We start from the raw sequence: 24296 nt of genomic DNA, 5'->3' as shown, positions 1-24296 counted from the left end.
GCGGGTCAGAGCCAGTTCCGCTTCCGGAACACCACCCACAGGATGCCGGCGAGCGCGAGCATCGCGACGATGGCGGCGGGGTAGCCGTAGCGCCAGTGCAGCTCGGGCATGTGGTCGAAGTTCATGCCGTAGACGCCGGCGATCAGCCCGGGGGCGAACAGGATGGCCGCCCACGACGAGATCTTCTTGACCTCCTCGCCCTGCTTGTGCGCGGCGCGGGCGAGCTGCCGGCTCTCCTCGCCCTGCGCCAGGCTCGCGCTCGTCATCCGGCGCATGGCCTCGTTCTGCTCCTGGCTGACGAGGGTCGCGTGCAGCGTCAGTGCGTTCTCGAGGAGGGCCCGGAACGAGTCCACGCGCTCCGTGACGCGCAGCGCGTGGTCGAGCACGTTCCGCAGGCGGTGCTGCACCTCGTCGTCGACGCCGTACTTGTCAGCGCCGCGCAGGAGCCCCTGGACCATCGCGGGCACCGGGGTCGTGGCGCGCTGGAAGGCGAGGACCTCGCTGAGCAGCTGGTAGATCCGCTTCGAGACACCCGGGTCGACCTGGCCGGCGAACAGCTGGTCCTCGATGGCGTCGACCTGGTCCTGCAGGACCTCGACGACCGGCGCGTAGCCGTCGACGACCAGCCCTTCGCCAGGAACTCCGGGTCGGCCTCGACGCGGCAGCGCAGGGCCGCCAGGTCGGGCGATCACGAAGCGGTCGCCGACGAACAGATGCACCTCCCCGAACTCGACCTCGTTCGTGTCGGTGCGGTGCCAGGCCGGTCGGAGCACCAGGAAGAGCGTGTCGCCGTACCGCTCGAGCTTGGCGCGCTGGTGGCCCTTCCGGTCGTGCAGGTCGAACTCACTCGCGACGGCGGCGAGCTCGGCATCGTCCGGACGGAGCAGTCCGATCCAGGCGAGGTCGCGACGCGACGTCCAGCGACGTAGACGGCGTTGTCGATGAGTGCCATGTCGTGCTCCTCGAGTGTCGGGAGCAGGCCGGCGCGAGACCCGGGCGGGCCGGGACGGGTGTGCACGCGCCCGGGCGTCCCGGGGGAGCGGGGGCGTACGTCAGCGAACGGGCAGGGCGACGACCGCGGCGGTCGTCCGGCCCGATCGAGGATGGTCACCCGACATCGCGCCTCACCTGCCCTTCCGGTTCGTCGTGCTGGTCCGTCCGTGCTGGACGGACCGAGGCCACCCGTCGTGACCGAGGGGCAACGCTACCCCGGTCCGGGCGGGACCACCAGCGCGGGGTGGTCACATGCCCCAGACGTCCCGGTTCGATGAGGCGACCGCGACGGCACCGGCACCGAGGGCCGCGACCACGTCGGCCTTGTCGCACACGAGACCGCCGGCGACGATCGGCACGTCGACGTCGTCGCGCAACCAGGTGAGCACGCGGGGCACGCACCCCGGCAGGATCTCCACCGCGTCCGGCTGCGACTGCGCCACGACCCGGGCGAGCTGGTGGTACGAGAACGAGTCGACGAGGAAGAACCGGTGCACGGCGACCAGCCCGGCCCGCTTCGCCGCCCGCACCAGGTTCGCCTTCGTCGACAGCACCCCGTCGGCGCGGGTGTTCGCCGCGAGCCAGGTGACCACGACCTCCCTGGCGGCGAACCCGTCGAGCAGGTCCACGTCGACGAGCACGGTCTTGCCGGTGGCCTTGCAGCGCTCCGTAGAGCAGGAAGACGACGCCGCGGTCCGACGCGAGCACGGCGTCGAGCGAGCCCGGGTCCTTGACACTCAGCACCGCGGCGCTCGTCGGCGTGTGGGCGGTCGTCATGCGCCCATTGTGCGCACATGCTCCTCGACGTCTTCGGGGAGCAGGTCGCAGCAGCCCGTTGCTGGCATCGTCCCGGACCCGGACCCGGACCCGGACCCGGACCCGGACCCGGACTCGGACCCGGACCCGGGCCTCCGTGCCGCGGTCCGCGCTCTCGGCGGACTGTGCAGCAGCGCAGGCGTTCCGGTTCGGTTCGGTTCGGCGACGGTCGTCTCCGTGCCGCTCGTCGGGACGGACGTGCCGGAGATGACGAAGGTCGCGTTCACGACGTCCGCCGGGCAGACGACCGTCACGGAGATGGTCGCGGCGATGACGTCGATCACGTCGGTGCACTTCGCGCAGTGGCAGGACGGTGCGCTCGTGCAGAACGTTGAACTGCACCGGGGAGAGCAGGGTGCGTCCGCTTCGCCGACCGGGACGCGAGGGCTCGACTGGAACCGGCTGAACACCTGTCTCAAAAGCATCGGGGTGAGTTGGGCGGTGATCGCGGTCCTCGGCCTCGCGTGCGGCGCCGCGTGCGCCACCGCCGTGCTGTGTACGCGGTGCCTGGCCGCCGCAGCGGGCTTCACCACCGGGACCATCGCGAAGTGCGTGTCCGTCGCCTGGGCGTAGCGCGTTCCGCTGCGGGCGCTGTCCCGCTGCGGGCGCCGGGCTCCGGGCACAGGGGGTGCCGGGCGCGCGCCGGGTCAGCGCGTGAACTGCCAGCCGAGCCACGGGCTCCACGCGAAGGGTGCTCCGGCGACGGACTCCCGGAGCGCGTCCTCGGAGACCCATGCCCACTCGGCGACCTCGTCGTCCGCGGGCGCCGGGACGTCGTCGGTCACGGCGCGGAGTACCGGAAGTCGGGCAGCACGAGCTCGACGTCGCGGACGGTGATGCCCAGCTCGCGCGACGCTCGACGGGCGACGGCGTCCTCGAACGCCTCGTCCGGGCCGGGGTGGCCGCAGAACGTGTTGGTCCACACCCCGGGCCAGGTCTTCTTCGAGAGCGCACGACGGGTGACGAGGACGTCGCCGTCGGTGTTCCGCACGTGGCACGAGAACGCCAGGTGGAGGGGAGTGTCGGTCGTGTGCACCGCGAACTTGTCCGCCGTGCCGACCGGGGTACGGTCCTCGGCCAGCAGGACGACGGTTTCCGGGAAAGTGTTCATCTGCCCCGATAGGTTAGGCCAATGAGCGAGGAAGCGGCCACCGTGGCGCAGATCGACCTGGGGTTGGTCGACGACTGCATCGAACGCTTCTTCACCGTGTCCTCGGCCCGGGCCCGTCGCTTCGGCCGCCCGTCGGAGGAACTCTGGCGCGTGCTCCGCAAGGCGAGCATGGGCGGCAAGCGCTTCCGTCCCCGCATGGTCCTCACCGCCTACGGCTTCCTCGGCGGCACCGACCACCACGCGGCCGCGAACGTCGCCGCCGCCTACGAGCTCCTGCACACCGCCCTGGTCGTGCACGACGACGTCATCGATCGCGACTGGTCCCGCCGCGGTGAGCCGAACGTCGCCGGGTCGTTCCGCGACACCGGCACGACGGGCGGCCTCGCACTGCCGACCGCCGAGCACCGTGGCGTGAGCGCGGCCGTCATCGCCGGTGACCTGGCGCTGGTCGCCGCGGCCCGGTTCATCGAGGCCTCGGGCGTCACCGGCGAGCGACGCTCCCGGCTGCTCGAGATCCTCGACGACGCGGTCTTCGCGAGCGCGGCCGGCGAGATGACCGACGTCGACCTGGCGCACGGCGTGATGCCCTCGGTGGACGAGGTCCTCGCGATGGAACGGGCGAAGACGAGCGTCTACTCGTTCGAGGCGCCGCTGCAGTCCGGCGCGGTCCTGGCCGGCGCTCCGGAGTTCGTGGTCGAGGCGCTCGGGGCCTTCGGCCGCGAGATCGGGATCGCCTACCAGATCGTGGACGACCTGCTCGGGGTGTACGGCGACGAGGCCGCGACCGGCAAGTCCGTCCTCGGCGACCTCCGCGAGGGCAAGCGCACCATGCTCGTCGCCTACGCGGCCACCACGGACTGCTGGGACGACATCGCGCCGTACCTCGGCGACCCCGACCTGACCGAGGAGCGTGCCGCCGAACTCCGTGCGACCCTGGAGACCTGCGGCGCCCGCTCGGCTGCCGAGTCCCGGATCGCCGAGCACGCCGCACTCGCCCGAGCCGAGCTCGCGGCGCTGCCGTACGACCTCGCCGACCGACTGGAGGGCCTCGTGACCGAACTGCTGGAGCGCGTGCGGTGACCCAGACCGCACCCCCCCGTCTGCCCCTGTACGACGCGACGGCCGAGGCTGCGTCCGGGGTGGTCATCGAGCGCTACTCGACGTCCTTCGGACTCGCCAGCCGGCTGCTCACGAAGGACACCCGCGAGCACATCCGGAACGTCTACGCCCTGGTCCGCGTCGCCGACGAGGTCGTCGACGGTCCCGCGACCGAGGCCGGGCTCGACCACGACCTCGCCCGCACGGTCCTCGACGAGCTCGAGGCGGACACCGAGCGGGCGATGGCGCTCGGCTTCTCGGTGAACCCCGTCGTGCACGCCTTCGCCCGCACCGCCCGCGTCACCGGGTTCGGCCCGGAGCTCACGAAGCCGTTCTTCGCGTCGATGCGCATGGACCTCGAGCAGACCGAGCACGACCAGGAGTCCTTCGACCGCTACGTGTACGGCTCCGCCGAGGTCGTCGGGCTCATGTGCCTGCGTGCCTTCGTGCACCGCGCGGGCCGGCCGACGTTCGACGACACCGTGCTCGTGGACGGCGCGCGGGCCCTGGGCGCCGCGTTCCAGAAGGTCAACTTCCTCCGCGACCTGCACGCCGACTTCGAGGTCCTCGGCCGCTCGTACTTCCCGGGCGTCGACATCCGCTCGTTCGACGAGACGACGAAGCGCCGCCTGGTCGCCGACGTGCAGGCCGACCTCGACCGTGCCGCGCTGACGGTGCCGCTGCTCCCCGCCGACGCGCGCAAGGCCGTCGGACTCGCGCACGCGCTGTTCCAGGAGCTCAACGACCGCATCGCGGCGACTCCGGCGGACCGGCTGGTCACCAGCCGGGTGCGCGTCCCGAACCCGGTCAAGGCCCGGCTCGCCGCGCAGGTGCTCGCCGGACGCGCGCCGCTCGCGTCCCGGGCCGCGCACCACCGGACGGGAGGCTCGCGGTGACCCCGCCACGCGCCTCCGGTCAGAAGGCGGTCCCGACCACCCCGGGACGCACGGTGCCCGCCCGTCGTGTCGTCGTCGTCGGCGGTGGCATCAGCGGACTCGCGTCCGCCGCACTGCTCGCGCGGGAGGGCTACGCCGTCACGGTGCTCGAGCAGCGCGACCAGCTCGGTGGCCGCGCCGGTTCGTGGGAGCGCGACGGCTTCCGGTTCGACACCGGGCCGTCGTGGTACCTCATGCCCGAGGTGTTCGACCACTTCTTCCAGCTGCTCGGTACCTCCGCGGACGCCGAGATGGAGCTGATCAAGCTCGACCCGGGCTACCGCGTGTACTCCGAGGGGCACGACGAACCGATCGACCTGCTCGCCGACAGAGAGGCCAACATCGCGCTCTTCGAGTCGATCGAGCCCGGTGCCGGCGACCGCATGCGGAAGTACCTCGACTCGGCGGCCGACACGTACGCGATGGCCGTCCGCCGGTTCCTGTACACGACCTTCGAGGACCTCACGAAGCTCGCGGCGCCCGACGTGCTCCGTCGTCTGCCGAAGCTCGCGCGCCTGCTGCTCCAGCCGCTGTCGACCTTCGCGTCGAAGGCCGTCCGGGACCGCCGGCTGTGGCAGGTCCTCGGCTACCCGGCGGTGTTCCTCGGCACGAGCCCGTACGCGGCGCCGAGCATGTACCACCTGATGAGCCACCTCGACCTGGCCGACGGAGTGCTCTACCCGAAGGGCGGCATCACCGAGGTCATCGCCGCCGTCGAGCCGCCGGTCGAGCAGATCCTCGTCGAGGACGGCCACGTCACGGGTGTCGTCCACCGCGACGCGACCGGTGCCCGGCACACCCTGCCGGCCGACCTCGTCGTGAGCGCGTCGGACCTGCACCACACCGAGCTGCACCTGCTGGGCCCCGAGCACCGCACCTACCCCGAGGCGCACTGGCGGAAGCGCGATCCGGGTCCGAGCGCCGTGCTCGCGTACCTCGGCGTCGACGGCCCCGTCCTTCGGCGCGATCTTCGGCAAGGACCGGCACGTGCCGGACCCCGCGTCGATCTACGTGTGCGCGCCCTCGCTCACCGACGACTCCGTCGCGCCCGAGGGCACGAGCAACCTGTTCGTCCTCGTACCGCTGCCGGCCGACCTGTCCATCGGCAAGGGCGGCATCGACGGTGCCGGCGACGCCGAGGTCGAGCGGAGCGCGCCGGTGTCCCCGACCTGCGGGACCGGATCCGGGTGCGCCGGACGATCGGCCCGCAGGACCTCGGGCCGGCGCACACGCTGGCGCAGAGCGCGTTCTTCCGCGAGAAGAACGTCTCGGGCAGGGTCCAGGGGCTCTACTACGCGGGCGCCTCGACGACCCCGGGCATCGGGTTGCCGATGTGCCTGATCAGCGCCGAGGTCCTGCTCGAACCGCTGCCGACCCCGCTGCCCCGCTGGCTGATGCCGGGGCTGTACCTCGCCGGACTGCTCGTGTCGATCACCGGCGTCGCGGTGCTCGACGCCCGCTACCGCCTGTTCTTCTGGCGGGCACCGTGGCGGGCGGCGACCGTGATGGCCGTCGGCATCGTGTTCTTCATGGTGTGGGACGTCGCCGGGGTCGCCCTCGGCATCTTCTTCATCGGTCCGCAGGACCTGCTGACGGGCATCCTGCTCGCACCGGACGTCCCGCTCGAGGAGCTCTTCTTCCTGGTGCTGCTCTGCTGGACGACGATGGACCTGGTCGGGTTCGTCCGACCCGTGCTCGAACGCCGGGCATCGGCCGCGGGACGGTCACGGTCGTGAACGCCACCTACGCGCTCCTCGCGCTGCCGTTCTTCGCCGTGGTCGCCGTCGTCGCGGTCGTGGCGGGGGTCGTCGCGCGGCGTCGGGGACGCGGCGGTGCCGCCGCTCGGGGTTCCCGCCGGGTCGCTGTCGCCACCTCGGTCGTCGCGGGCATCGCCCTGCTCGTCATGACGATCGTGTTCGACAACGTGATCGTCGGCACGGGCGTCGTCGCGTACGACGCATCGCTGATCAGCGGGCTGAAGATCGGTGTGATCCCGGTCGAGGACCTGGCGTACTCGATCGCGGCCGTCGTGCTGCTGCCCAGCCTGTGGGTCCTGTTCGACCGCTCCACCCCCGTACCGGAGGAGACCCCGTGAACGCCACCACTGCCTCCAGGCCGTCGACCCTGCGCGCGCTGTTCGTGTCGTCGCGGCCGATCAGCTGGGTGAACACCGCCTACCCGTTCGGGGCGGCCTACCTGCTCGGCAGCGGGGTCGGCGGCGTCGTGTACTTCCTCGTGCCCTACAACCTGGCGATGTACGGGATCAACGACGTCTTCGACTACGAGTCCGACCTGCGGAACCCGCGGAAGGGCGGCGTCGAGGGCGCCCTGCTCGACAAGAGCGTGCACCGCACGACGCTCTGGGCCGTGGTCGTGACGAACGTCCCGTTCCTCGTGGCGCTCGTCGTGCTCGGGGCGCTGTCCGGCAACGGCCCGTGGTCGTGGCTGGTGCTCGCCATCAGCGTGTTCGCGGTGATCGCGTACTCGGCGCCGGGACTGCGCTTCAAGGAGAAGCCGTTCCTCGACTCGCTCACGTCGTCGACGCACTTCGTGTCGCCGGCGGTCTACGGCCTGGCGCTCGCGGGGCCCGTGTGGACCGGGCAGCTCGTCGCGGTGTGCGTGGCGTTCTTCCTGTGGGGCGTGGCCTCGCACGCGTTCGGAGCGGTGCAGGACGTGCTCGCGGACCGGGCGGGCGGGATCGGCTCCGTGGCGACGGTGATCGGCGCGCGGGCGACTGTGCGCCTGGCGTTCGTGGCGTACCTCGTCGCGGGCGTCGCGCTGCTGTTCTCGGACTTCCCGGGGCCGATCGCGGCGATCGTCGTCGTGCCGTACGCGCTCAACGTCCTGCCGTGGTGGAACGTCACGGACGCCGGGGCCGAGTCGGCGAACGCGGGGTGGAAGCGGTTCCTCTGGATCAACTACCTCGCCGGTTTCATCGTCACGATGGCGCTCATCGCCTACGCGTTCACGCACTGACCGGACCGGCCCGCCCGCCGTTCCGCCGCCGGGCGGTCCGTCGTTCCGACCGTCGATGGAGCAGCAGACGTCGAGTCGGCCCGCGGACACCCGACGTCTTCTGCTCCACCGACGAGACGCAGACGATCCCGCCCGCCTGCGCGCCCCCGCCGCAGCCCCTGACAGACTGGACGCACGCGCCGCGGGAGTCGTGGGGCGCCGGTCACGAAGGAGTGCACGCATGACGGTCCGAATCATCCACGTCGGTCTCGGAGGGTGGGGCGGCAACTGGGCCCGCACCGCCATCCCGCAGGTCACCGAAGTGGAGGTGGTCGGGCTCGTCGACCCGAGTGCGGCCACGCTCGAGGCCGTCCGCACCGACCTCGGCATGCCGGAGAGCAGCGCGTTCGCGTCCCTCACCGAGGCCCTCGCCGCGGTCGAGGCCGACGCCGTCGTCATCACCGCTCCGGCCGTCACCCACGTGCCGCTCGCGCTCGAGGCGCTCGAGGCCGGTAAGCACGTGCTCGTCGAGAAGCCGTTCGCGAACTCCACGGACGAGGCGCTGCAGGCCGTCCGCCGGGCCGAGGAGCTCGGCCTCGTGCTGCAGGTCAGCCAGAACTACCGCTGGTACCCGGCGCCCCGCGTCGTGCAGGAGCTGCTCGAGGCGGACGCCGTCGGGGAGCTCTCGGCGATCGACATCGACTTCCGGCAGTGGGACAACGACGAGCCCGTCGAGACCTACCCGCACTACCGGTTCCCGCACCCGATGATCAACGACATGGCGATCCACCACTTCGACCTGCTCCGGATGGTCACCGGTCGCGAGGCCGTCCGGGTGTACGCCCGCGCCTCGTACCCGTCGTACAGCAAGTACCAGGACGAGGCGATCACCTCGATGGTCATCGAGCTCGAGGGCGGCCTCGTCGTGAGCTACCGCGGCAGCTGGCTGAGCCGGGCGCCGCGCACCGCCTGGGCCGGCGAGTGGAGCATCCAGGGCGAGGACGGCGAGCTCTGGTTCACGAGCCGCGACGGCTCGCCGAGCGAGGTCGCCGGTGACCGCGTCACGCTCCGGAAGGACCAGGACGCGGCGGCAGAACCCGTCGAGCTGCCCTCGATGCAGCACGCCGACCGGCAGGGCGGGCTGCAGGCCTTCGCCCGGTCGGTCGAGGGCGGTCCGGCTCCCGAGACGAGCGGCCGCGACAACCTACGGAGCCTCGCGGTCATGGAGGCGGCGGGGCGCTCGGCGGTCTCCGGCGTCCCCGAGGACGTCGTCCTCCCGGACTGACCCGCGCCGCTCGGCGCAGCAGCGCGCGCCGCACCGGACGGGAGGCACGTGGCGGGCCCGCCACGTGCCTCCCGTCCGCTGTCCGGCTGCGCCGGGCGGCTCCGCTGAGACCACGCCGGTCCCGCACTGGTAGGCACGATGCATGGCCAAGGACAGTCTCCCCGAGCTGGAGCTCGCGAACGTACGCACGCGTGAGCGGCTCACCGACAGCGTCGCCGAGATCCGGCGGCGCTCGGACGTGCCTGCGCGCACCCGGCTCGCCGTCGCGAAGGCGCGCCAGCGCTGGCACCGCGACCCCACCCCGCTCGTGGCGATGGGCATCACGGCCGTCACCGGCATCGCGGCGATCGTCCTCGGGGCGCGCATCGGCCGGACCGACGCCGGGCACCTCGACCGACCGCCGGCGTCGACGGCGTTCACCGCCCTGCTGCCGTTCGGCGCCCGCGGCGAGCCGGACCCGGACCAGGCGAAGGGCGGACGCAAGGGGCGGAAGGCCCGTCGGAAGGCGGCCGAGGATTCGCTCGAACGCGACCCGGTGCACCGGAACCGCGTGAAGCAGCGGGCCGGCATCTCGGCCGTGCAGCGTCGGGCGACGGCGAACCGGAAGCAGGCCGCGAAGCGGTCGAAGGCGGCGGCGAAGGCCCTCGCGAAGACGAAGGGCTGAGCCGATGGCGCGCAAGCAGCACGACCTGGACGACCTGCAGCACAAGCCCGCGCCGGACGACCCCCGGAAGCCGGACAGCCCGGCGGACCTCACGAAGCCGTCCTTCACCTACACGCTCAAGAAGACCCTCCGGGAGTTCTCGAGCGACCAGTGCACGGACCTCGCCGCGAGCCTGACCTACTACACGGTGCTCGCGCTCTTCCCGGGCCTGCTGGCCATCGTGTCGATCCTCGGCCTGGTGTCGAACCCGAAGGACACGATCGAGACCCTGCTCGACGTCGTGCGGAACGTCGGCGGCGGACAGGTCGCCGACCTGCTGCAGAGCCCGATCGAGGGGCTCGTCCGTTCGCCCGCGGCCCCGATCACGTTCATCGTCGGTGTGCTCGGCGCGCTCTGGTCGGCGTCCGGCTTCGTCGGGGCGTTCGGCCGCGCGATGAACCGGATCTACAACGTCCGCGAGGGCCGCCCGATCTGGAAGCTCCGCCCGACCATGCTCGGGGTGACGCTCTTCACGGTCGTGCTGCTCGTCGTCGGCCTGCTCGTGCTCGTCTCCGGGCCCTTGGCGCGAACGTTCGGGGACGTCGTCGGCCTCGGCGACGCGGCCGCGCTCGTGGTCTCGATCGTGCAGTGGCCGATCCTGCTCGCGATCATGATCGTGATCGTCGCAGTCCTGTACTACTGGGCGCCGAACATCCGCCAGTCGAAGTTCAAGTGGGTCAGCGGCGGGGCCATGCTCGCCATCACCATCTGGATCGTGGCGAGCGTCGGGTTCGGCTTCTACGTCGGCAACTTCTCGAACTACAACGCGACGTACGGGTCCCTCGGTGGCGTGATCATCTTCCTGCTGTGGATCTGGATCACGAACAACGCGCTGCTGTTCGGTGCGGAGTTCGACGCCGAGCTCGAGCGCGGGCGGCAGCTGCAGGCGGGCATCCGCGCGGAGGAGGACATCCAGCTCCCGGAGCGGGACACCCGGCAGATCGAGAAGCAGGACGAGCAGCACGCGAAGGACGTGCTCGAGGGCATCCGAATCCGCGAGAGCGCGGGACGCACCAAGGACTGACCGCCTCCGGTCCACGGCCTGGAGGCACGGTGCGGGTCCGCCGCGCACCGTCCGTAGGGTGGTGGGATGACCGACACCGCACCTGCCGCCACCCGTCCCGTCGCCCTCGTCACGGGCGCGACCCGGGGGATCGGCCGCGCGATCGCGCTCGACCTCGGGCGGACGCACCACGTCCTCGTCGGTGGCCGCACCGCCGCCGCGGTCGACGCCCTGGTCGCGGAGCTGCCGAGCGCGGCGCCCTTCGTCGGGGACCTCGGCGCCGGTGACCTGCCCCCGCTGCCCGACCGGCTCGACGTGCTCGTGCACTCCGCCGGGGTCGAGCAGGGCACCCGGATCGCGGACACCCCGCGCGACGTGTGGGAGTCCGTGTTCGCCACGAACGTCTTCGCGGTCGCCGAGCTGACCCGGGTGGCGCTCCCGGCACTCCGGGCGGCGCGGGGCATCGTCGTGCCGGTGAACAGCGGCTCCGGGTTCGTCGCCGGACCGGGCGGGGGCGTGTACGCGGCGTCGAAGTTCGCCCTGCGCGCGTTCGCTGACGCCCTGCGCGACGAGGAACGGGCGAACGGCGTGCGAGTGTCGAGCGTGCACCCCGGTCGGACGGACTCCGACATGCAGCGGGCGCTGACCGAGAAGCTCGGCGAAGACTACGACACCGCGTACTACCTCGCCCCGGAGGACGTCGCCGCCGCGGTCCGCACCGTGGTCGACCTGCCGGAGCGCGGGACGATCGAGTCGCTCGCGATCCGGCCGACCCGGCGGCGCTGACCAGCCCGGGCTACCGCAGCTCGATCCTCGTCGTCAGGTGGAGTCGCTCGAGGAACGTCTCGTCGTGGCTCACCACCACGAGCGCACCGCGGTAGGCCCGCAGGGCGTCCACGAGCTGGTCGACGCTCGTCAGGTCGAGGTCGTTCGTCGGCTCGTCGAGCACGAGCACCTGCGGCGGCGGGTCCGCGAGCACGAGCGCGGCGAGCGCCACCCGGAAGCGCTCCCCGCCGGACAGGGCCCCGGCCGGGCGGTCGACGGTGTCGCCGCGGACCAGGAACCGGGCCAGGCGGTTCCGGACCTCGGCGACCGGGACGTGCGGGGCGTCCCGCCGGACGTTGTCGAGCACCGAAGCGGTGTCGTCGAGCGTGTCCTTCCGCTGCGGCAGGTACGCCACCCGGTCGACGTGCGGGACGGCCGAGGTCTCCGGCAGCGGGTGCTCCCGCGCGTCCGGCACCCCGACGAGCTGGTCGAGGAGCGTGCTCTTGCCGACCCCGTTGTCCCCGACCACGGCGACCCGCTCGGGCCCCTGCACGATCGTCTCCCGGCCCCGCACCGTCACGGTCGCGATGCGCCGCGACGCCGGGACGTCCGGGTCGGGCAGGGTCACGTGCAGGGACTCGTCGTCGCGCAGGCGGGACTCGGCCTCGTGCTTCGCCGACAGGGCCGCGGCCTCGTCCTCGGCGTACCCGGTGCGGAGCTTCCCCGCGGTCTGCTCACCGCGCTTCCGCATCTCGTTCGCGAAGATCTTCGGCATGCCCTCGGCGGCCTTCCGGCCCGAACGGGCGCGGCGGGCGATCTTCGTCTCGGCCTCGATGCGCTGTCGCTGTTCGGCGCGGTGCCGCTGCTCGGCGACCCGGACCTCGCGCTCGACCGCCGCCTGCTGCACGGCGACGTGCGCCTCGTACTGCGCGTAGGTCCCGCCGTACACGGTCGCCGAGCCCTGCCGCAGCTCGACGGTCTCGTCGACGTGCTCCAGGAGCTCGCGGTCGTGGCTGACGACCACGAGGGTCCCGCGCCAGTCGTCGACCAGGTCGAGCAGCAGGCCACGGGCACGGCGGTCGAGGTTGTTCGTCGGCTCGTCGAGGAACGCGATCGGCCGGCCGCGCAGTCGGATGCCGGCGACCGCGGCCAGGACGGCCTGCCCGCCGGACAGCGTCGCGATCGGCCGGTCCAGGACGGCGGCACCCGTCCGGATCGCGGCGAGTCCGATGGCGTCGAGGGCGGCGACGGCCCGCTCCTCGAGGTCCCAGTCGTCCCCGACGGCGTCGAAGTGCTCCGGGGCGGCGTCCCCGTCGAGGATCGCGCGGAGCGCCGTCAGCGCCGGGCGGATGCCGAGCAGGTCCGCGACCGTGTCCTCGGGACGCGTGGCGAGCCGCTGCGGCAGCAGGTCCACGGGACCCGACGTGCGGACGGTGCCCGACGTGGGGTGGAGCTGCCCCGTGACGAGCCGGACCAGCGTGGACTTGCCGGCCCCGTTCCTCCCGACCAGGCCGGTGCGGCCGGACCCGAAGGCGGTGGACAGGTGGTCGAGCGCGACGGTGCCGTCGGGCCAGGTGAAGGTGACGTCGTGCAGGACGACGGAGGGTGTTGCGGGCATGGGGGTGCCTCCCGGATCGTGAGCTGGGCGCACGACACCGGACCCGCGGCGACCCGGAGGGGTCGACGGCGCGGACACGCCCGACGGGGCGCGACGATCACGGTGTCAGCGCGAGGACTGCGCGGTACCGGTGATCGACTGCAAGGCGGCTCTTCCGTCGGGGACCCCCGTGTCCGCCACCCGTGCCGCCGGTCGGTCTCCCGCCCCGGCAGCCCCGCGGTGACGACGAGGTGTCACCCACCGTACGGCTGGACCCGGCCCCAGGCAAGAGATGACAGGCAAGAGGTGACAGGCTGGACGCATGCCGGAGAACCTGCTGCCGAACCCGACCGCGAACCCCGCGACCCTGCTGCCCGAGGAGCCGGAGGTGACCGCCGCGCTCGCCGCCGACGCTCCCGTGTCGAGCGTCGTCGTGTCGCACCCGTCCTCGAGCCTGGCGTGGGCGCTCCTCGCCGACGAGGCCTGGGAGCGCGGCGCGACCCTGGAGTCCTACGCCTACGCCCGCGTCGGGTACCACCGCGGCCTCGACGCCCTGCGGAAGGCGGGCTGGCGTGGCGCCGGACCCGTGCCGTGGTCGCACGAGCCGAACCGCGGGGTGCTCCGGGCGCTGTTCGCCCTGCGGCGCGCGGCCGAGGCGATCGAGGAGCCCGGCGAGCCCGAGCGGCTGACGGACTTCCTCGACCAGAGCGACCCGGAGGCGCTCCGCGCGCTCACCGCGGGCCAGTAGCGCCGGGCTTCGCGCCGGGACGCTGCGCGCCGCTGGAGGCCCGCGTCGCGTCCCGCACAACGGAAAGCACTCCGCACCACGCAATCGCGTGGCACGGAGTGCTTTCCCTTGTGCGCAGGTGCACCGCACCACGCAGGTGCACCGCACCACGCAGGTGCACCGCACCACGCAGGTGCCGCCATCGGCGGCCCGGCGCCCTACCCGAGCACCACGCTCCACGAGAACGCCTGCGGCCACAGCTGGTGCTCCGGCAGCACGTCGAGCCCGCACGCCCGCGACCCCAGCCCGTGCTGCGCCGCGTCGAGGTACAGGTACGTGTGGTCCGGCGTCGGCAGCTCGTACGGGTGCATCGCCTTCCCGATCTGCTGCGCGGTCCACGGCGACAGCGTGAAGCCCGCCCGGTGCGCCCCCACCGTCGTCACCGTGAACGGACCCACCGACAGTGCACGCAGCTCCGGCCGGTGCCCCGTCTCCTGCGGCATCGAGTACTCGACACCGAGCGAGCGCACCGGAGCGCTGAACCGTCCGACGCGTGCGGCGTGCGACGAGTCCGCGTAGGACTCCAGCGGCCCCGTCCCGAACCAGTCGGCGGACCCGTCGAGCAGTCCGGCGGGCAGGTCGAACCGGACGCCGATCCGGGGCCACGTGACGTCCCAGGCGCCGAAGGGCACCGCGTCCGTCTGCAGCAGCAGTCCCGCGTCGGTCAGGGTCCAGCGGTGTGTCACGTCGACGCCCCATCCGCTGTTCGCCGCCGCCACGCGCACGCGCTGCGCCAGCCCGTGGTCGGTCCGGGTCACCGCGACGAGCCGGTGCGTCAGCCGGTCGAGCCCGCGGTCCCGCCAGCGCTCTGCCGAAGCCGGGGCGTCCGGGTCACCGACGCCCGCGGTGAGCACCGGGTCGGCCGTCTCGTACCCGCCCTGCGACGACAGGCTGTCGTTGTCGGTCGGTGCGCGCCACAGCTCCAGGCGCGGCCCCGCCACCTCGTGCCCCTTCCAGGACACCAGGTCGCCTCGGGCGCTGAACGTCCCCTCGCCGAGACGGTCGCCCTCCCACCCCGTCCTGGAGGCCCGTGGCACGTCCGCCGGTCGGCTCGCGACGAGCCGCTGGGCGCGTGCCACGACGTGGCCGGTGTCCGCCCACGCGGTCGGGCCCGCCAGCTCCGCGGTGACGTCGAACCACAGTTCCTCGCCCGCGGCCGGTGCGGCCGTCGCGGCGGCGAGCACCTCGTCCGGCACCGGCACCGTGGCGGACTCCCGCGCGGCGACGACGCCGGGGGCGAAGCGTCCGGAGGCCTCGACGACACCGTTCCGGCTCAGCGTCCAGCAGAACCGCAGTCCCGCGGTCGAGGCCGAGTGGAACCGGTTCTCGACCAGCACGGTCCGCTCGCCGAGCGAGAACCGGATCGGGGCGACCACGGCGGCGAACTCCGCCAGTCCCGGGGTGGGGCTGTCGTCGGGCAGCACGAGACCGTCCATCACGAAGTTGCCGTCGTGCACGACCTCGCCGAAGTCGCCGCCGTACGCGTAGTAGTCCGTGCCGTCGGCGGTCCGGGCGAGCAGCCCGTGGTCCCGCCACTCCCACACGAAGCCGCCGTGCAGCCGGGGGAAGCGGTCGACCAGGGCCTCGTACTCGGCGATCTGCCCGGGGCCGTTCCCCATCGCGTGTACGTACTCGCAGTGCAGGAACGGCTTCGAGCGCTGCCGTGCCGCCTCGGCCGGACCGCACTCCATGAGCGGCGTCGGGGTCCCCCCGCCGATCGACTCGGTCTCCTGCAGCGTCGGGTACATCCGCGAGTAGACGTCGGTGTACTCACCCGTGTAGTCGCCCTCGTAGTGCACGGGCCGCTCGTCGTCGCGGTCGTGCACCCACTGCGACATCGCGGCGAGGTTCCGTCCGGTGCCGGACTCGTTGCCGAGGGACCACATCACGATCGACGCGTGGTTCTTGTCGCGTTCGACCGTGCGGGCGATGCGGTCCAGGAACGCGTCGCGCCAGGCCGGGTCGTCCGAGGGGTTCCCGACCCAGTCGGTGAACAGGAAGCCGTGCGTCTCGAGGTCGCACTCCAACACGACCCAGAACCCGAGCTCGTCGGCCAGGTCGAGCACGCGGGGGTGCGGCGGGTAGTGCGAGGTGCGGATCGCGTTGACGTTGTTCCGCTTCATCAGCGCCATGTCGGCGCGGGCGTGCTCCTCGTCGAAGACCCGCCCGCGCACCGGGTGGGTCTCGTGCCGGTTCACACCGTGGAAGACCACGCGCTCGCCGTTCACCAGGAACCGGTCGCCGACGATCTGCACGCGGTGCGGAAGCCCAGCCGGAGCGCGACCGTCTCACCGCCAGCACGTCCGCCGGCGGCCGTCCCGGTGGACACCGTCGCGTCGTACAGCCGGGCTCGACCGTGATCGGTGCGACGTCCTCCGGGGTGTCCCAGGTGACGTCCACGTCGAGCGACGGCACCGTGAACCGGACGGGGAACGCGGCGTCGAGCGTCGGGAACGTGATGGTCCCCGTCCCGGTCGACGGGCGTCCCGAGGCGGCGGTGCCCGCGGTCGCGGCGTCGCCGAGCGTGGCGGTCCAGCCGGCTCGGACGAACACGTCGTCGACGGGCGCGGTCGGGCGGGCGAGCAGCGTGACGAGCCGGCGCTCCACTGGTGCACGCGGACGAGCAGCTCGTTGTCACCCGCGCGGAGCAGCGGGGTCACGTCGAACTCGGTCGCCAGCCGCGACCCGGTCGACCATCCGACGAGTTCGCCGTTCAGCCACACCCGGAAGTGCGACTCGACGCCGTCGAACCGGAGCAGCACGCGGGCCGCCGCGTCGAACGACGACGGCAGCGAGAACGTGCGTCGGTGGTCGCCGGTGGGGTTCTCCTCCGGCGGGTGCGGCGGGTCGATCGGGAACGGGTACTGCAGGTTCGTGTAGCTCGGCGCACCGTGCCCGTGCAGGACCCAGTGCGACGGGACGGGCAGGCTGCCCCACCCGTCCTCCACCCCCGGGAGCGGGACGTCCGCGACCGGCGACCACCGGAAGTCCCAGTCCCCGTCGAGCGACAGGGAGGGGGCGTCGGTGTGCAACCAGGCCCGCGGCGCGAGCCGGGTGTCCGAGCCCGGTGCCGTCGAGGCGAGCGCGTCGAGTGCGTCGAGCGCATCGGGCGTGGTGCTGGTGGTGATGGAGGACGAGTGAACAGCGTTGGTCAACCCTTGACCGATCCTTCCGTGAGGCCCCCGCGCCAGAAGCGCTGCAGGACGATGATCGCGATCACGAGCGGGATGACCGAGACGAGCACCCCGCCGGTGGTGAGCTGGTAGAACTCTGGCAGACGATCGACCTGCGCACGCCAGTTGTTGAGCCCGAGCGTGATCGGGTACAGCTTCTGGTCCGCCAGCATGATGAGCGGCAGGAAGAAGTTGTTCCAGATGCCGACGACCTGGAACAGGAACACCGTCACGAGCGCCGGCGTCATCTGGCGCAGCACGATCGTGTGGAAGATCCGCAGCTCCCCGGCCCCGTCGATGCGCGCCTGCTCGAGGAGCGCCGTGTCCACCGACGCCGCCGCGTACACCCGGCACAGGAACAGGCCGAACGGCGAGACGAGGCTCGGGATGAGCACGCTCCAGTACGTGTCGGTCAGGCCCATCGTCGAGAACAGCAGGAACAGCGGCAGCGCGGTCGCGGTGCCCGGGACGAGCACGCCGCCGAGGATCGTGCCGAACACGAGCTGTCGGCCGCGGAACTCGTACTTCGCGAGCGCGTACCCACCCGCGGCCGCGAAGTACGTCGCGAGGACCGCACCCACGCCCGAGTACAGGACGCTGTTCGCGATCCAGCGGACGAAGATCCCGCCGTCGTACGAGAACACCTGCTGGATGTTGCTGAACAGGGCGAACTCGCCGCCGAACCAGAACCCGTTCGAGCGGCACCAGGAAGTAGATCGCGACGACGACGAGGATCCCCGTCACGACGATCTGCGACTTCCCGGTCCGGTCCAGCTTGCGACGCTGGTGCGCCGTGATCGACGTGGTGTCGACCGGCTCGGCGGCCCGGTCGGTCACGGGCGCGCTGGAGCTCAGGGCGACGCGCCAGCGGCGCCGCGACGCCAGCGCCGCAGGAGCCTGCGACTGCGGTCCGTCAATGCGTTCACTGGTCATGCTTCCGCCCCCTTGCGGTCAGCCGGGAGGCCCGTGGCGGCTCCGGTGGTCGTGCTGCGGTTCGCGACGCCGGTCGCGGTGCGCGACCCGTCGCCGGTGGTGACACGCGTCTGGAGCGCACGCCGTGCCTCCCGGCCGTCCCGCTTCGCCCGCTTCCGCTGGTCGCGCTCGTGCTTCGGCGGACGGTTCGTCAGCGCCAGGAACGCGAACGACAGGACGAACGCGGCCAACGCGATGATCACGGCCTGCGCGCTCGCGACGCCGTACTCGTTGAACGCGAACGCGTTCGTGTAGGCGGCGTAGTTCGGCGTGTACTCCGTGTCGATCGCCGGGGCGACCGTGGACAGGATCTGCGGCTCCGCGAAGAGCTGCAGCGTGCCGATGATCGAGAAGACCGTCGTCAGGACGAGCGCCGGGGCGATCAGCGGGACCTGGATCCGCCAGGCGACCTGGAAGGGTCCCGCGCCGTCCATCTTCGCGGCCTCGTAGACCTCGCCGGGGATCGACTTCAGCTGCGCCACGATGATGAGCATGTTGTAGCCGGTGTACGTCCACGTGACGATGTTCGCGATCGACCACAGCACGCTGTTCGCGCCGAGGAAGTCCGGCTGCAGCCCGACGGACTGCAGCAGGTCGACGATCGGCGACAGGCCCGGGACGTACAGGAACGACCACAGGATCGTCGCGATGACGCCGGGGACGCCGTACGGCATGAAGTAGACCGCGCGGAAGAACGCGGGCCAGCGGGCGCTCGCCGACTCCAGGAGCAGCGCGAGGATCGTGCACGCGATGATCATGATCGGCACCTGCACGATGCCGAACAGGAGCATGCGGCCGATCGACGCGACGAACCCGGAGTCCTGCAGTGCGATCGCGTAGTTGTCGAAGCCGGCGAAGCGGCCGGTGACGCCGTCCTCGCCGAACAGGCCCTCGCGGTCGACGGTCGTGAAGCTCTGGAAGAGGGCGCTGATGATCGGGATGATGAACGTCAGCAGGAACAGGGCGAGGAACGGGGCGAGCAGGATCCACGGGGCACGCTTCTGCGCGCTCGTGGCCTTCGTGCTCGTGCGGTAGCCGGTTCCCGGCTGGGTGGCGGTCATCGGGCGGTCCTCACGCTCAGGCCCTTGTCCTTGAAGGACTGGACGATCTCCCGCTGGGCGAGCTCGACGGCGTCGGTCAGCTTGAGGCCGCCGGTGAGCTTGCGACGGAACTGGTTCTGCAGGCTGGTGAACGCCGACTGGGTCACGGGCGACCACGACCACTCGATGTTCTGCTCCTTCGCCGCGGGGACGAAGACCTCCTCGTTGTAGTTCTGCCCGGAGAACCACTCGCTCGGCTGCTCACGCTGCGCCCCGATGTAGTCGCGGGCGGGCGACCACCCGATGCCGCAGTACTTGATCATCGCGTCGATGCCCTCCTTCGAGGTGGTCATCCACGTGATGAACTCGAGCGCCTCGGCCGGGTGCTTCGCGTTGGCGAGGACCGCGGCGCTCGAGCCGCCGATCGCGCTCGAGCCGAAGCCGGACGCGTCCCACTTCTGCATCGGCGCGACCTTCCACTTGCCCTCGCCGCCCTGGATGGACTCGATGAGGGCGTCGCCCCAGCTCGCGCTCGTGACCGCAGCGATCCGGCCGTTCGCGCACGCTGCGTACCAGCCGGGGGAGTAGGCGCCGGCGGACGTGTCGACGAGTCCGTCGTCGATGCAGCCGTCGAAGAACTCCGCGACCCGCAGCGTGGCGTCGTCGGTCATGTCGACCACCCACTCGTCGCCGTCGGTCGTGAACCAGCGGGCGCCGGCCTGCTGCGCGTACGCCGCGAACGGCGAGGCGTCGGCGACCGGGAAGACCTCGAGGTAGTTCTGCTTGCCGGTCTTCCGGACCTTGTCGGCGAGCACCTTCCACTCGTCCCACGTCGCCGGGGGTTCGCCGCCGGCCTGCTCCAGGATCGCGGTCTGGTAGTAGAAGCCCATCGGGCCGGTGTCCTGCGGGATGCCGTAGACGCCGTCGACGAACTCGACCTGGGCCCATGCGGCCTCGTCGTACTTCGACTGGTACTGCTTGGCGCCGTAGCGTGCGAGGTCGACCAGGCCGTTCGCGAGCATGAACTCGGGGATCTGTCGGAGCTCGACCTGCCCGATGTCCGGACCGCCGCCGGCCGCGAGCGCGGAGTACATCTTCTGGTACCCGCCGCTGTTGCCGCCCGGGATCCAGTTCGCGGTGACCTGGATGCGGGGGTTCTTCGCGTTCCAGACGTCGCAGACCTTCTGCAGGTCCTTCAACCACGCCCAGTACGTGATCTGCACGGTGTCACCGCCGGCCGCGGGGATCACCGCCGCCTTGTTCACGTTCGTCGAGCCCGGGACCGCGCAGCCGGCGAGCAGGCCCGCCGCGGCTGTCCCGAGCCCGAGGCTCAGCAGGTTTCGTCTCGACAGCTGTCGTCCAGATGGTGATGGCGTCATTGCCTGGTCTCCGGTTCGTCGGCGGATCGGGTCCGCTGCCAGTAGAGCACGAAACTGAGCGCTGCTGTGTTTCCACGAAGCCGTTCACGGTTCTTCACGGCTGCTCGTCACCTGACCCGATGGTGCACCGCGGCCGGGGCGGCTGGGTGTCGGCTCCGAGCCGTGGACGCGTCCGGGCCACCGGGGGGATCGTGGGGCGCACACGACACGTCGGGGTTCGTGACGCCCCGGCGCACCGCCGAGAGGAGCTGTCATGACGACGACGAACGCGACGAGTGAGCTGCGCAGGGTCCTGGGGGAGCGGCTCGAGGGCGGGGGCACGTGGGCGTGGGCCTACGCCGACGTGTCCGGCAACGTCGAGGACCCGCGACGGCAGGCCGCGCTGAAGCTCCGCGCCGTCGAGGAGTCCCTCCGCGCCCAGGGCGCGACCCGGTCGCCCGGTACGTGCTCGTCCACGACGGCGAGCTCGTGCTCAGCGAGGTGCTCCCCGGCCACCTGCACGGTGCCGAGGCGATCGGCGTCGGGGCCGTGCCCGACCTCGTGCCCCTCGTCGCCCACCGTCCGATCGATCTGCCGTTCCTGGTCGTGCAGGTCGGCAAGGACGGCGGCGGCTACCGCGCGTTCCGGCTCGGCCACCCCGCCACGGCCGACGACGAGGAGCGCATCAGCGGCGAGACCTTCGACCAGCACAAGGTCAAGGGCGGGTTCGGTGACTGGAAGCAGCCGCGCTGGCAGCGTCGCACGGAAGAGGTCTGGCGGCAGAACACGGCCGAGGTCGCTGCGGCCGTCGACAGGGCCGTCACCCGACTCGACCCGGCGCTCGTCGTCGTGGCCGGCGACTCGCAGACCCGGCGGTGCCCGGGGGCGGCTTCGACGAGACCGTCCTGGGTGACCACACCCGCGTCGCCCTGGCCCGGGTGCTCGCCACGCACCGGCACGACCTGGAGGACCTGGTCCGGACCCACGTCGGGCGCGGGGACGACCAGGCCGTCACCGGACTCGGGCCCGTCGTCGAACGCTGCTCGCACTCGGGGCGGCACCCTGGATCGCGACCACGCCGGATCGGGCGGCCGGGGCGCCCGTGATCGGTCCCGTGCCGGCGGTGTGTGCGCTCGTCCGGGCCGCCGTGCTCACCGAAGCCGAGCTCGTGCTGGTGAACGCGGCTTCCCTGCCGAGTGGGGCACCGGCGGCGGCGCTGCTCCGCTGGCCGGTCGGGCCGTCCGTGCCGGCCTGAGCCGCGCCGGTACGCCGCCACCGCACGGTGGTCGGTCCACCGACGAACGGGTTCCGTCCGGGCAGCTGGTGCCTGCCCGGACGGAACCCGTCGCGTGTCCGGGGCTGGAAGCCCTCAGGGCGTGGTCGTCACCGGTGCTGGGTGACCGGGACGGTCTGCCAGGCGCCACCGAACGGCGCCCTGACGCTGATCGTGGTGAACTTCCCCTTGCGGCTGTCCGAGAACGTCCCGTCCTGAGCGGTCCGGACGATGCTGCCGATCCACCCCGGCCAGCGGATCGACGCCGACGAGTCGGCCACGGTCGTCCCGGTCACGGTGGTGGTGTCGGTCCGGGCGTCGTAGACCGCTCGAGCGTCGCGCACGGTCGGAGCCTGCGGTGCGCCCGGTGCGGTGAAGCCCGGGTCCACCGCGCCCTGACCCGGCTGCGCGACCACGGGTGCGGTGAAACCGGGATCGGTCTGGCCGGGGTTCGGCTCGGCGACCACCGGCGACGTCGGTTCGCCCTCGACGATGGCGACCGGCTGCCACGCCTCCGAGACCGTCGACCGAACGGAGACCGTGGCGTCGATGGGCAGCCCGGCCTTGCGGGTGTCGGAGAACGACCCGTCAGAGCCGGTCATCGCGATGAAGTTGGCGCCACTCGCCCACCGGATCAGGACGGCCGAGTCAGCGCGACCGATGCCGGTCACCGTCGTGTCGCCCGTGCTGGCGTCGCGGACGGCGACCAGGTCCTTGACCGTGGGCGCCGGCGACTGCGCGCTCGCCGCGTACGGACCGTCCAGGGTGAGCGCCGACGCGGGGCCGGCTCCGGTGAGCAGGCAACCGGCTGCGACCGCTGCGGTCAGGAGCGTCGCGCCGGTGGTCTTGATGTGCTTTCGCATGGAACCTCTTTCGTCTGGGGCTCTGGTCGGAGCCGGACGAATCCTGACGTGATCGGTCGAAGACATCCTGTATGCAATATGTAAAGCTGGTTCATCGCTTGAGGGTGACGCGGCACGGCCCGCCCTGCGCATCCCGCCCGCCCTGGGCTGCCCCGCCCGACTCGATCCATCTCGGTCGATTTTCGTCACATGCGATATATTGGTCAGATGCGTCGAACAGTCAGAGGGATCAGCTCGGTCGCAGCGCGAGCCTGTGCCGCCGGTACGACCGTGCTCCGCCGCGCCGACGACCGCACCAGGACACGAGCGCTCCGGGCGGGAGAGCGTCGGCGTGCACCGGCGTCGGTGCACGCGTACGACGGACTGACCGACCGCAGTCTCGTCCTCGCTGGCATCTCCGCGGACGGCCCCGGGCGGCAGGTCGTCCTCGTGCTCGAGGAGATCGGCCCCGGCGCGGCGTTCGCGGGTGTGCGGACGGCGCTCGCCGTGGCGGCCGGCCTCGCCGCTCGGACCGGCCGGACGCTCCGGATCGTGACGACGGGCACCTCTCCACGCCGAGCATCGACCCGGACGACCGAGCGGTTCCTCGCACAGCGCTTCGCGTCGGTCGTCCCGTCCGGGCTTCCGGCGGTGCGGGTCGTCCGACGCGAGGACCTGGGCGACGCGACGTTCGCCGCCGACACGGTCTGGATCGCGACCTACTGGCGCACGGCGCACGCGCTGGACGTCGCGGCGCGGGCCGGTGTGCTCCACCGCGACCGGGTGGTCTACCTGGTGCAGGACCACGAGCCCGGCTTCCTGCCGTGGTCCACCGCGTCCGCGGTGGCCTCGGCGACCTACCGCGCAGGCTTCGTGCACTGTGTCAACTCGACCCCGGTCGCCGAGGCGCTCGAGCGCCACGAGGGGATCGAGGTCGATCCCCGGTTCGTGTTCGCACCGGAGCTCGATCGTGCCGGGATCGACCGCGCCGAGGCTGTGCGCGGCGCGCGAGACCCCGGAGGCGTCACCCGAGTCCTGTTCTACGGTAGGCCCGGCAAGCCGCGGAACATGTTCCCGCTCGGGGTGGCCGCGCTCCGGGTCGCGGCGCGCGAACTCGCGGGCGACCGTGTCGACCTCGAGTTCCTCTCGGCGGGTGAGCCGCACGCGGACGTCGATCTCGGTGACGGGCACCTCCTCCACTCGGTCGGCACCCTGAGTTGGGACGGGTGGTTCGACCTCCTGGGGACTGCGGACGTGGTGCTCTCCCTGCAGCAGAGCCCGCACCCGAGCCATCCGCCGCTCGACGCGGCGCGTTCAGGGGCCGCCGTGGTGACGAACGAACTCGGCGGCCTGCGGTCCGGGCTGTACCCGGCGCTCGCTGCTGTCGACGCGGACCCGGCGGCTCTCGGGGCCGCCGTCGCCGACGCCGTCCGTACTCGGGTGCGGCGCGCTCCGGGGGGAGCGGTCCCGGGCGCATCCCTCGGCCGGTCGCTCGCGACGGTGCTCGACGAGCTGGCGCGGCGCTGCTGACCGGTCGCTCCCCGACGGATCGTCCGCGGCCGGTGTGCTGGACCCTGCCGTCGCCCGCGT

22 protein-coding genes and 4 pseudogenes are annotated in these 24296 nt (G+C 72.2%); 15 read left to right on the top strand and 11 right to left on the bottom strand.

The annotated features are described in order from the left end of the window. Positions 1-5 precede the first annotated feature (5 nt). The gene (locus HUN58_RS20175) at positions 6-887 is read right to left on the bottom strand and encodes a magnesium and cobalt transport protein CorA (protein ID WP_254631711.1); all 882 of its coding nucleotides are present in this window, start codon (positions 885-887) and stop codon (positions 6-8) included. Between the two features lie 354 nt (positions 888-1241). Beyond that, entirely contained in the window at positions 1242-1730 is a 489-nt protein-coding gene (locus HUN58_RS20170) for a glycerol-3-phosphate responsive antiterminator (RefSeq protein WP_302694684.1), read from the bottom strand. A gap of 256 nt (positions 1731-1986) precedes the next feature. On the opposite strand from HUN58_RS20170, the gene HUN58_RS20165 reads away from it, so the two are divergent. Further along, on the top strand, positions 1987-2382 hold the full coding sequence (locus tag HUN58_RS20165; RefSeq protein ID WP_180225746.1) for a hypothetical protein: 396 nt from the start codon (positions 1987-1989) through the stop codon (positions 2380-2382). A gap of 74 nt (positions 2383-2456) precedes the next feature. Here the strand turns inward: HUN58_RS20165 and HUN58_RS21240 are convergent, their stop codons facing one another. Together HUN58_RS21240 and idi are read right to left on the bottom strand one after the other, a co-directional pair. Next, on the bottom strand, positions 2457-2594 hold the full coding sequence (locus HUN58_RS21240) for a hypothetical protein (RefSeq protein WP_368075789.1): 138 nt from the start codon (positions 2592-2594) through the stop codon (positions 2457-2459). Continuing rightward, positions 2591-2920, bottom strand: coding sequence for an isopentenyl-diphosphate Delta-isomerase (gene idi, locus HUN58_RS20160; RefSeq protein WP_368075788.1), 330 nt, complete (start codon positions 2918-2920; stop codon positions 2591-2593). Before idi ends, HUN58_RS21240 begins: the two co-directional genes overlap by 4 nt. Positions 2921-2941: 21 nt before the next feature. Between idi and HUN58_RS20155 the strand changes: the two genes are divergently transcribed. The 10 genes and pseudogenes from HUN58_RS20155 to HUN58_RS20110 all read left to right on the top strand — a co-directional run bounded on the left by HUN58_RS20155 (position 2942) and on the right by HUN58_RS20110 (position 11685). Then, positions 2942-4000: a polyprenyl synthetase family protein gene (locus HUN58_RS20155; protein ID WP_141860120.1), complete on the top strand. Its 1059-nt coding sequence runs from the start codon at positions 2942-2944 to the stop codon at positions 3998-4000. After that, positions 3997-4914, top strand: a complete 918-nt coding sequence (locus HUN58_RS20150; protein WP_114850333.1) for a phytoene/squalene synthase family protein — start codon at positions 3997-3999, stop codon at positions 4912-4914. Before HUN58_RS20155 ends, HUN58_RS20150 begins: the two co-directional genes overlap by 4 nt. 53 nt (positions 4915-4967) lie before the next feature. Next, a pseudogene (gene crtI / locus HUN58_RS20145) lies at positions 4968-6317 on the top strand (phytoene desaturase family protein); the annotation flags it as partial. 30 nt (positions 6318-6347) lie between these two features. Beyond that, complete coding sequence (locus HUN58_RS20140) at positions 6348-6689, top strand: lycopene cyclase domain-containing protein (RefSeq protein WP_180225745.1); 342 nt, start codon at positions 6348-6350, stop codon at positions 6687-6689. Next, entirely contained in the window at positions 6686-7048 is a 363-nt protein-coding gene (locus HUN58_RS20135) for a lycopene cyclase domain-containing protein (protein WP_114850330.1), read from the top strand. Before HUN58_RS20140 ends, HUN58_RS20135 begins: the two co-directional genes overlap by 4 nt. After that, entirely contained in the window at positions 7045-7929 is an 885-nt protein-coding gene (locus tag HUN58_RS20130; RefSeq protein WP_208745710.1) for a prenyltransferase, read from the top strand. The genes HUN58_RS20135 and HUN58_RS20130 overlap by 4 nt, the downstream gene beginning before the upstream one ends. A 220-nt stretch (positions 7930-8149) precedes the next feature. Further along, complete coding sequence (locus HUN58_RS20125; protein ID WP_114850328.1) at positions 8150-9193, top strand: Gfo/Idh/MocA family protein; 1044 nt, start codon at positions 8150-8152, stop codon at positions 9191-9193. 142 nt (positions 9194-9335) lie between these two features. Beyond that, positions 9336-9857 carry a hypothetical protein gene (locus tag HUN58_RS20120; RefSeq protein WP_114850327.1) on the top strand — a complete coding sequence of 174 codons (522 nt, stop codon included), beginning with the start codon at positions 9336-9338 and terminating at the stop codon, positions 9855-9857. A 4-nt stretch (positions 9858-9861) separates the two neighbouring features. Further along, entirely contained in the window at positions 9862-10920 is a 1059-nt protein-coding gene (locus tag HUN58_RS20115; protein ID WP_254631580.1) for a YihY/virulence factor BrkB family protein, read from the top strand. 66 nt (positions 10921-10986) lie between these two features. Further along, on the top strand, positions 10987-11685 hold the full coding sequence (locus tag HUN58_RS20110; protein ID WP_180225744.1) for an SDR family oxidoreductase: 699 nt from the start codon (positions 10987-10989) through the stop codon (positions 11683-11685). 10 nt (positions 11686-11695) lie between these two features. Here the strand turns inward: HUN58_RS20110 and HUN58_RS20105 are convergent, their stop codons facing one another. Then, positions 11696-13282 carry an ABC-F family ATP-binding cassette domain-containing protein gene (locus tag HUN58_RS20105; RefSeq protein WP_180225743.1) on the bottom strand — a complete coding sequence of 529 codons (1587 nt, stop codon included), beginning with the start codon at positions 13280-13282 and terminating at the stop codon, positions 11696-11698. A gap of 301 nt (positions 13283-13583) precedes the next feature. Here HUN58_RS20105 and HUN58_RS20100 point away from each other — a divergent pair, with 301 nt between their 5' ends. Then, positions 13584-14009 carry a DUF3151 domain-containing protein gene (locus HUN58_RS20100; RefSeq protein WP_114850325.1) on the top strand — a complete coding sequence of 142 codons (426 nt, stop codon included), beginning with the start codon at positions 13584-13586 and terminating at the stop codon, positions 14007-14009. A 197-nt stretch (positions 14010-14206) separates the two neighbouring features. Here HUN58_RS20100 and HUN58_RS20095 read toward each other — a convergent pair. The 5 genes and pseudogenes from HUN58_RS20095 to HUN58_RS20865 all read right to left on the bottom strand — a co-directional run bounded on the left by HUN58_RS20095 (position 14207) and on the right by HUN58_RS20865 (position 21302). Continuing rightward, a pseudogene (locus HUN58_RS20095) lies at positions 14207-17080 on the bottom strand (glycoside hydrolase family 2 TIM barrel-domain containing protein). Between the two features lie 119 nt (positions 17081-17199). Further along, positions 17200-18154 (bottom strand): annotated as a pseudogene (locus HUN58_RS20090) (carbohydrate ABC transporter permease). After that, positions 18151-19254, bottom strand: coding sequence for a carbohydrate ABC transporter permease (locus HUN58_RS20085; protein WP_254631579.1), 1104 nt, complete (start codon positions 19252-19254; stop codon positions 18151-18153). The pseudogene HUN58_RS20090 and the gene HUN58_RS20085 overlap by 4 nt, the downstream one beginning before the upstream one ends. After that, the gene (locus tag HUN58_RS20080) at positions 19251-20612 is read right to left on the bottom strand and encodes an extracellular solute-binding protein (protein WP_141860127.1); all 1362 of its coding nucleotides are present in this window, start codon (positions 20610-20612) and stop codon (positions 19251-19253) included. Before HUN58_RS20080 ends, HUN58_RS20085 begins: the two co-directional genes overlap by 4 nt. Positions 20613-20945: 333 nt before the next feature. Next, the gene (locus HUN58_RS20865; protein WP_254631578.1) at positions 20946-21302 is read right to left on the bottom strand and encodes a hypothetical protein; all 357 of its coding nucleotides are present in this window, start codon (positions 21300-21302) and stop codon (positions 20946-20948) included. Here HUN58_RS20865 and HUN58_RS21235 point away from each other — a divergent pair. Both HUN58_RS21235 and HUN58_RS20860 read left to right on the top strand, forming a co-directional pair. Continuing rightward, positions 21198-21407: pseudogene (locus HUN58_RS21235) on the top strand (hypothetical protein); the annotation flags it as partial. The gene HUN58_RS20865 and the pseudogene HUN58_RS21235 sit on opposite strands and share 105 nt — an antisense overlap. 286 nt (positions 21408-21693) lie before the next feature. Further along, positions 21694-21846, top strand: coding sequence for a hypothetical protein (locus tag HUN58_RS20860; RefSeq protein WP_254631577.1), 153 nt, complete (start codon positions 21694-21696; stop codon positions 21844-21846). Between the two features lie 128 nt (positions 21847-21974). On the opposite strand, the gene HUN58_RS20855 is transcribed toward HUN58_RS20860, so the two are convergent. Continuing rightward, complete coding sequence (locus tag HUN58_RS20855) at positions 21975-22727, bottom strand: hypothetical protein (RefSeq protein ID WP_141860130.1); 753 nt, start codon at positions 22725-22727, stop codon at positions 21975-21977. Between the two features lie 345 nt (positions 22728-23072). Here HUN58_RS20855 and HUN58_RS20070 point away from each other — a divergent pair, with 345 nt between their 5' ends. Next, positions 23073-24236, top strand: coding sequence for a hypothetical protein (locus tag HUN58_RS20070; RefSeq protein WP_208745480.1), 1164 nt, complete (start codon positions 23073-23075; stop codon positions 24234-24236). Positions 24237-24296 lie beyond the last annotated feature (60 nt).

The sequence above is a fragment of the Curtobacterium sp. Csp1 genome (genome assembly GCF_013347185.1).
This window is presented reverse-complemented; position numbering and strand designations above follow the sequence as displayed.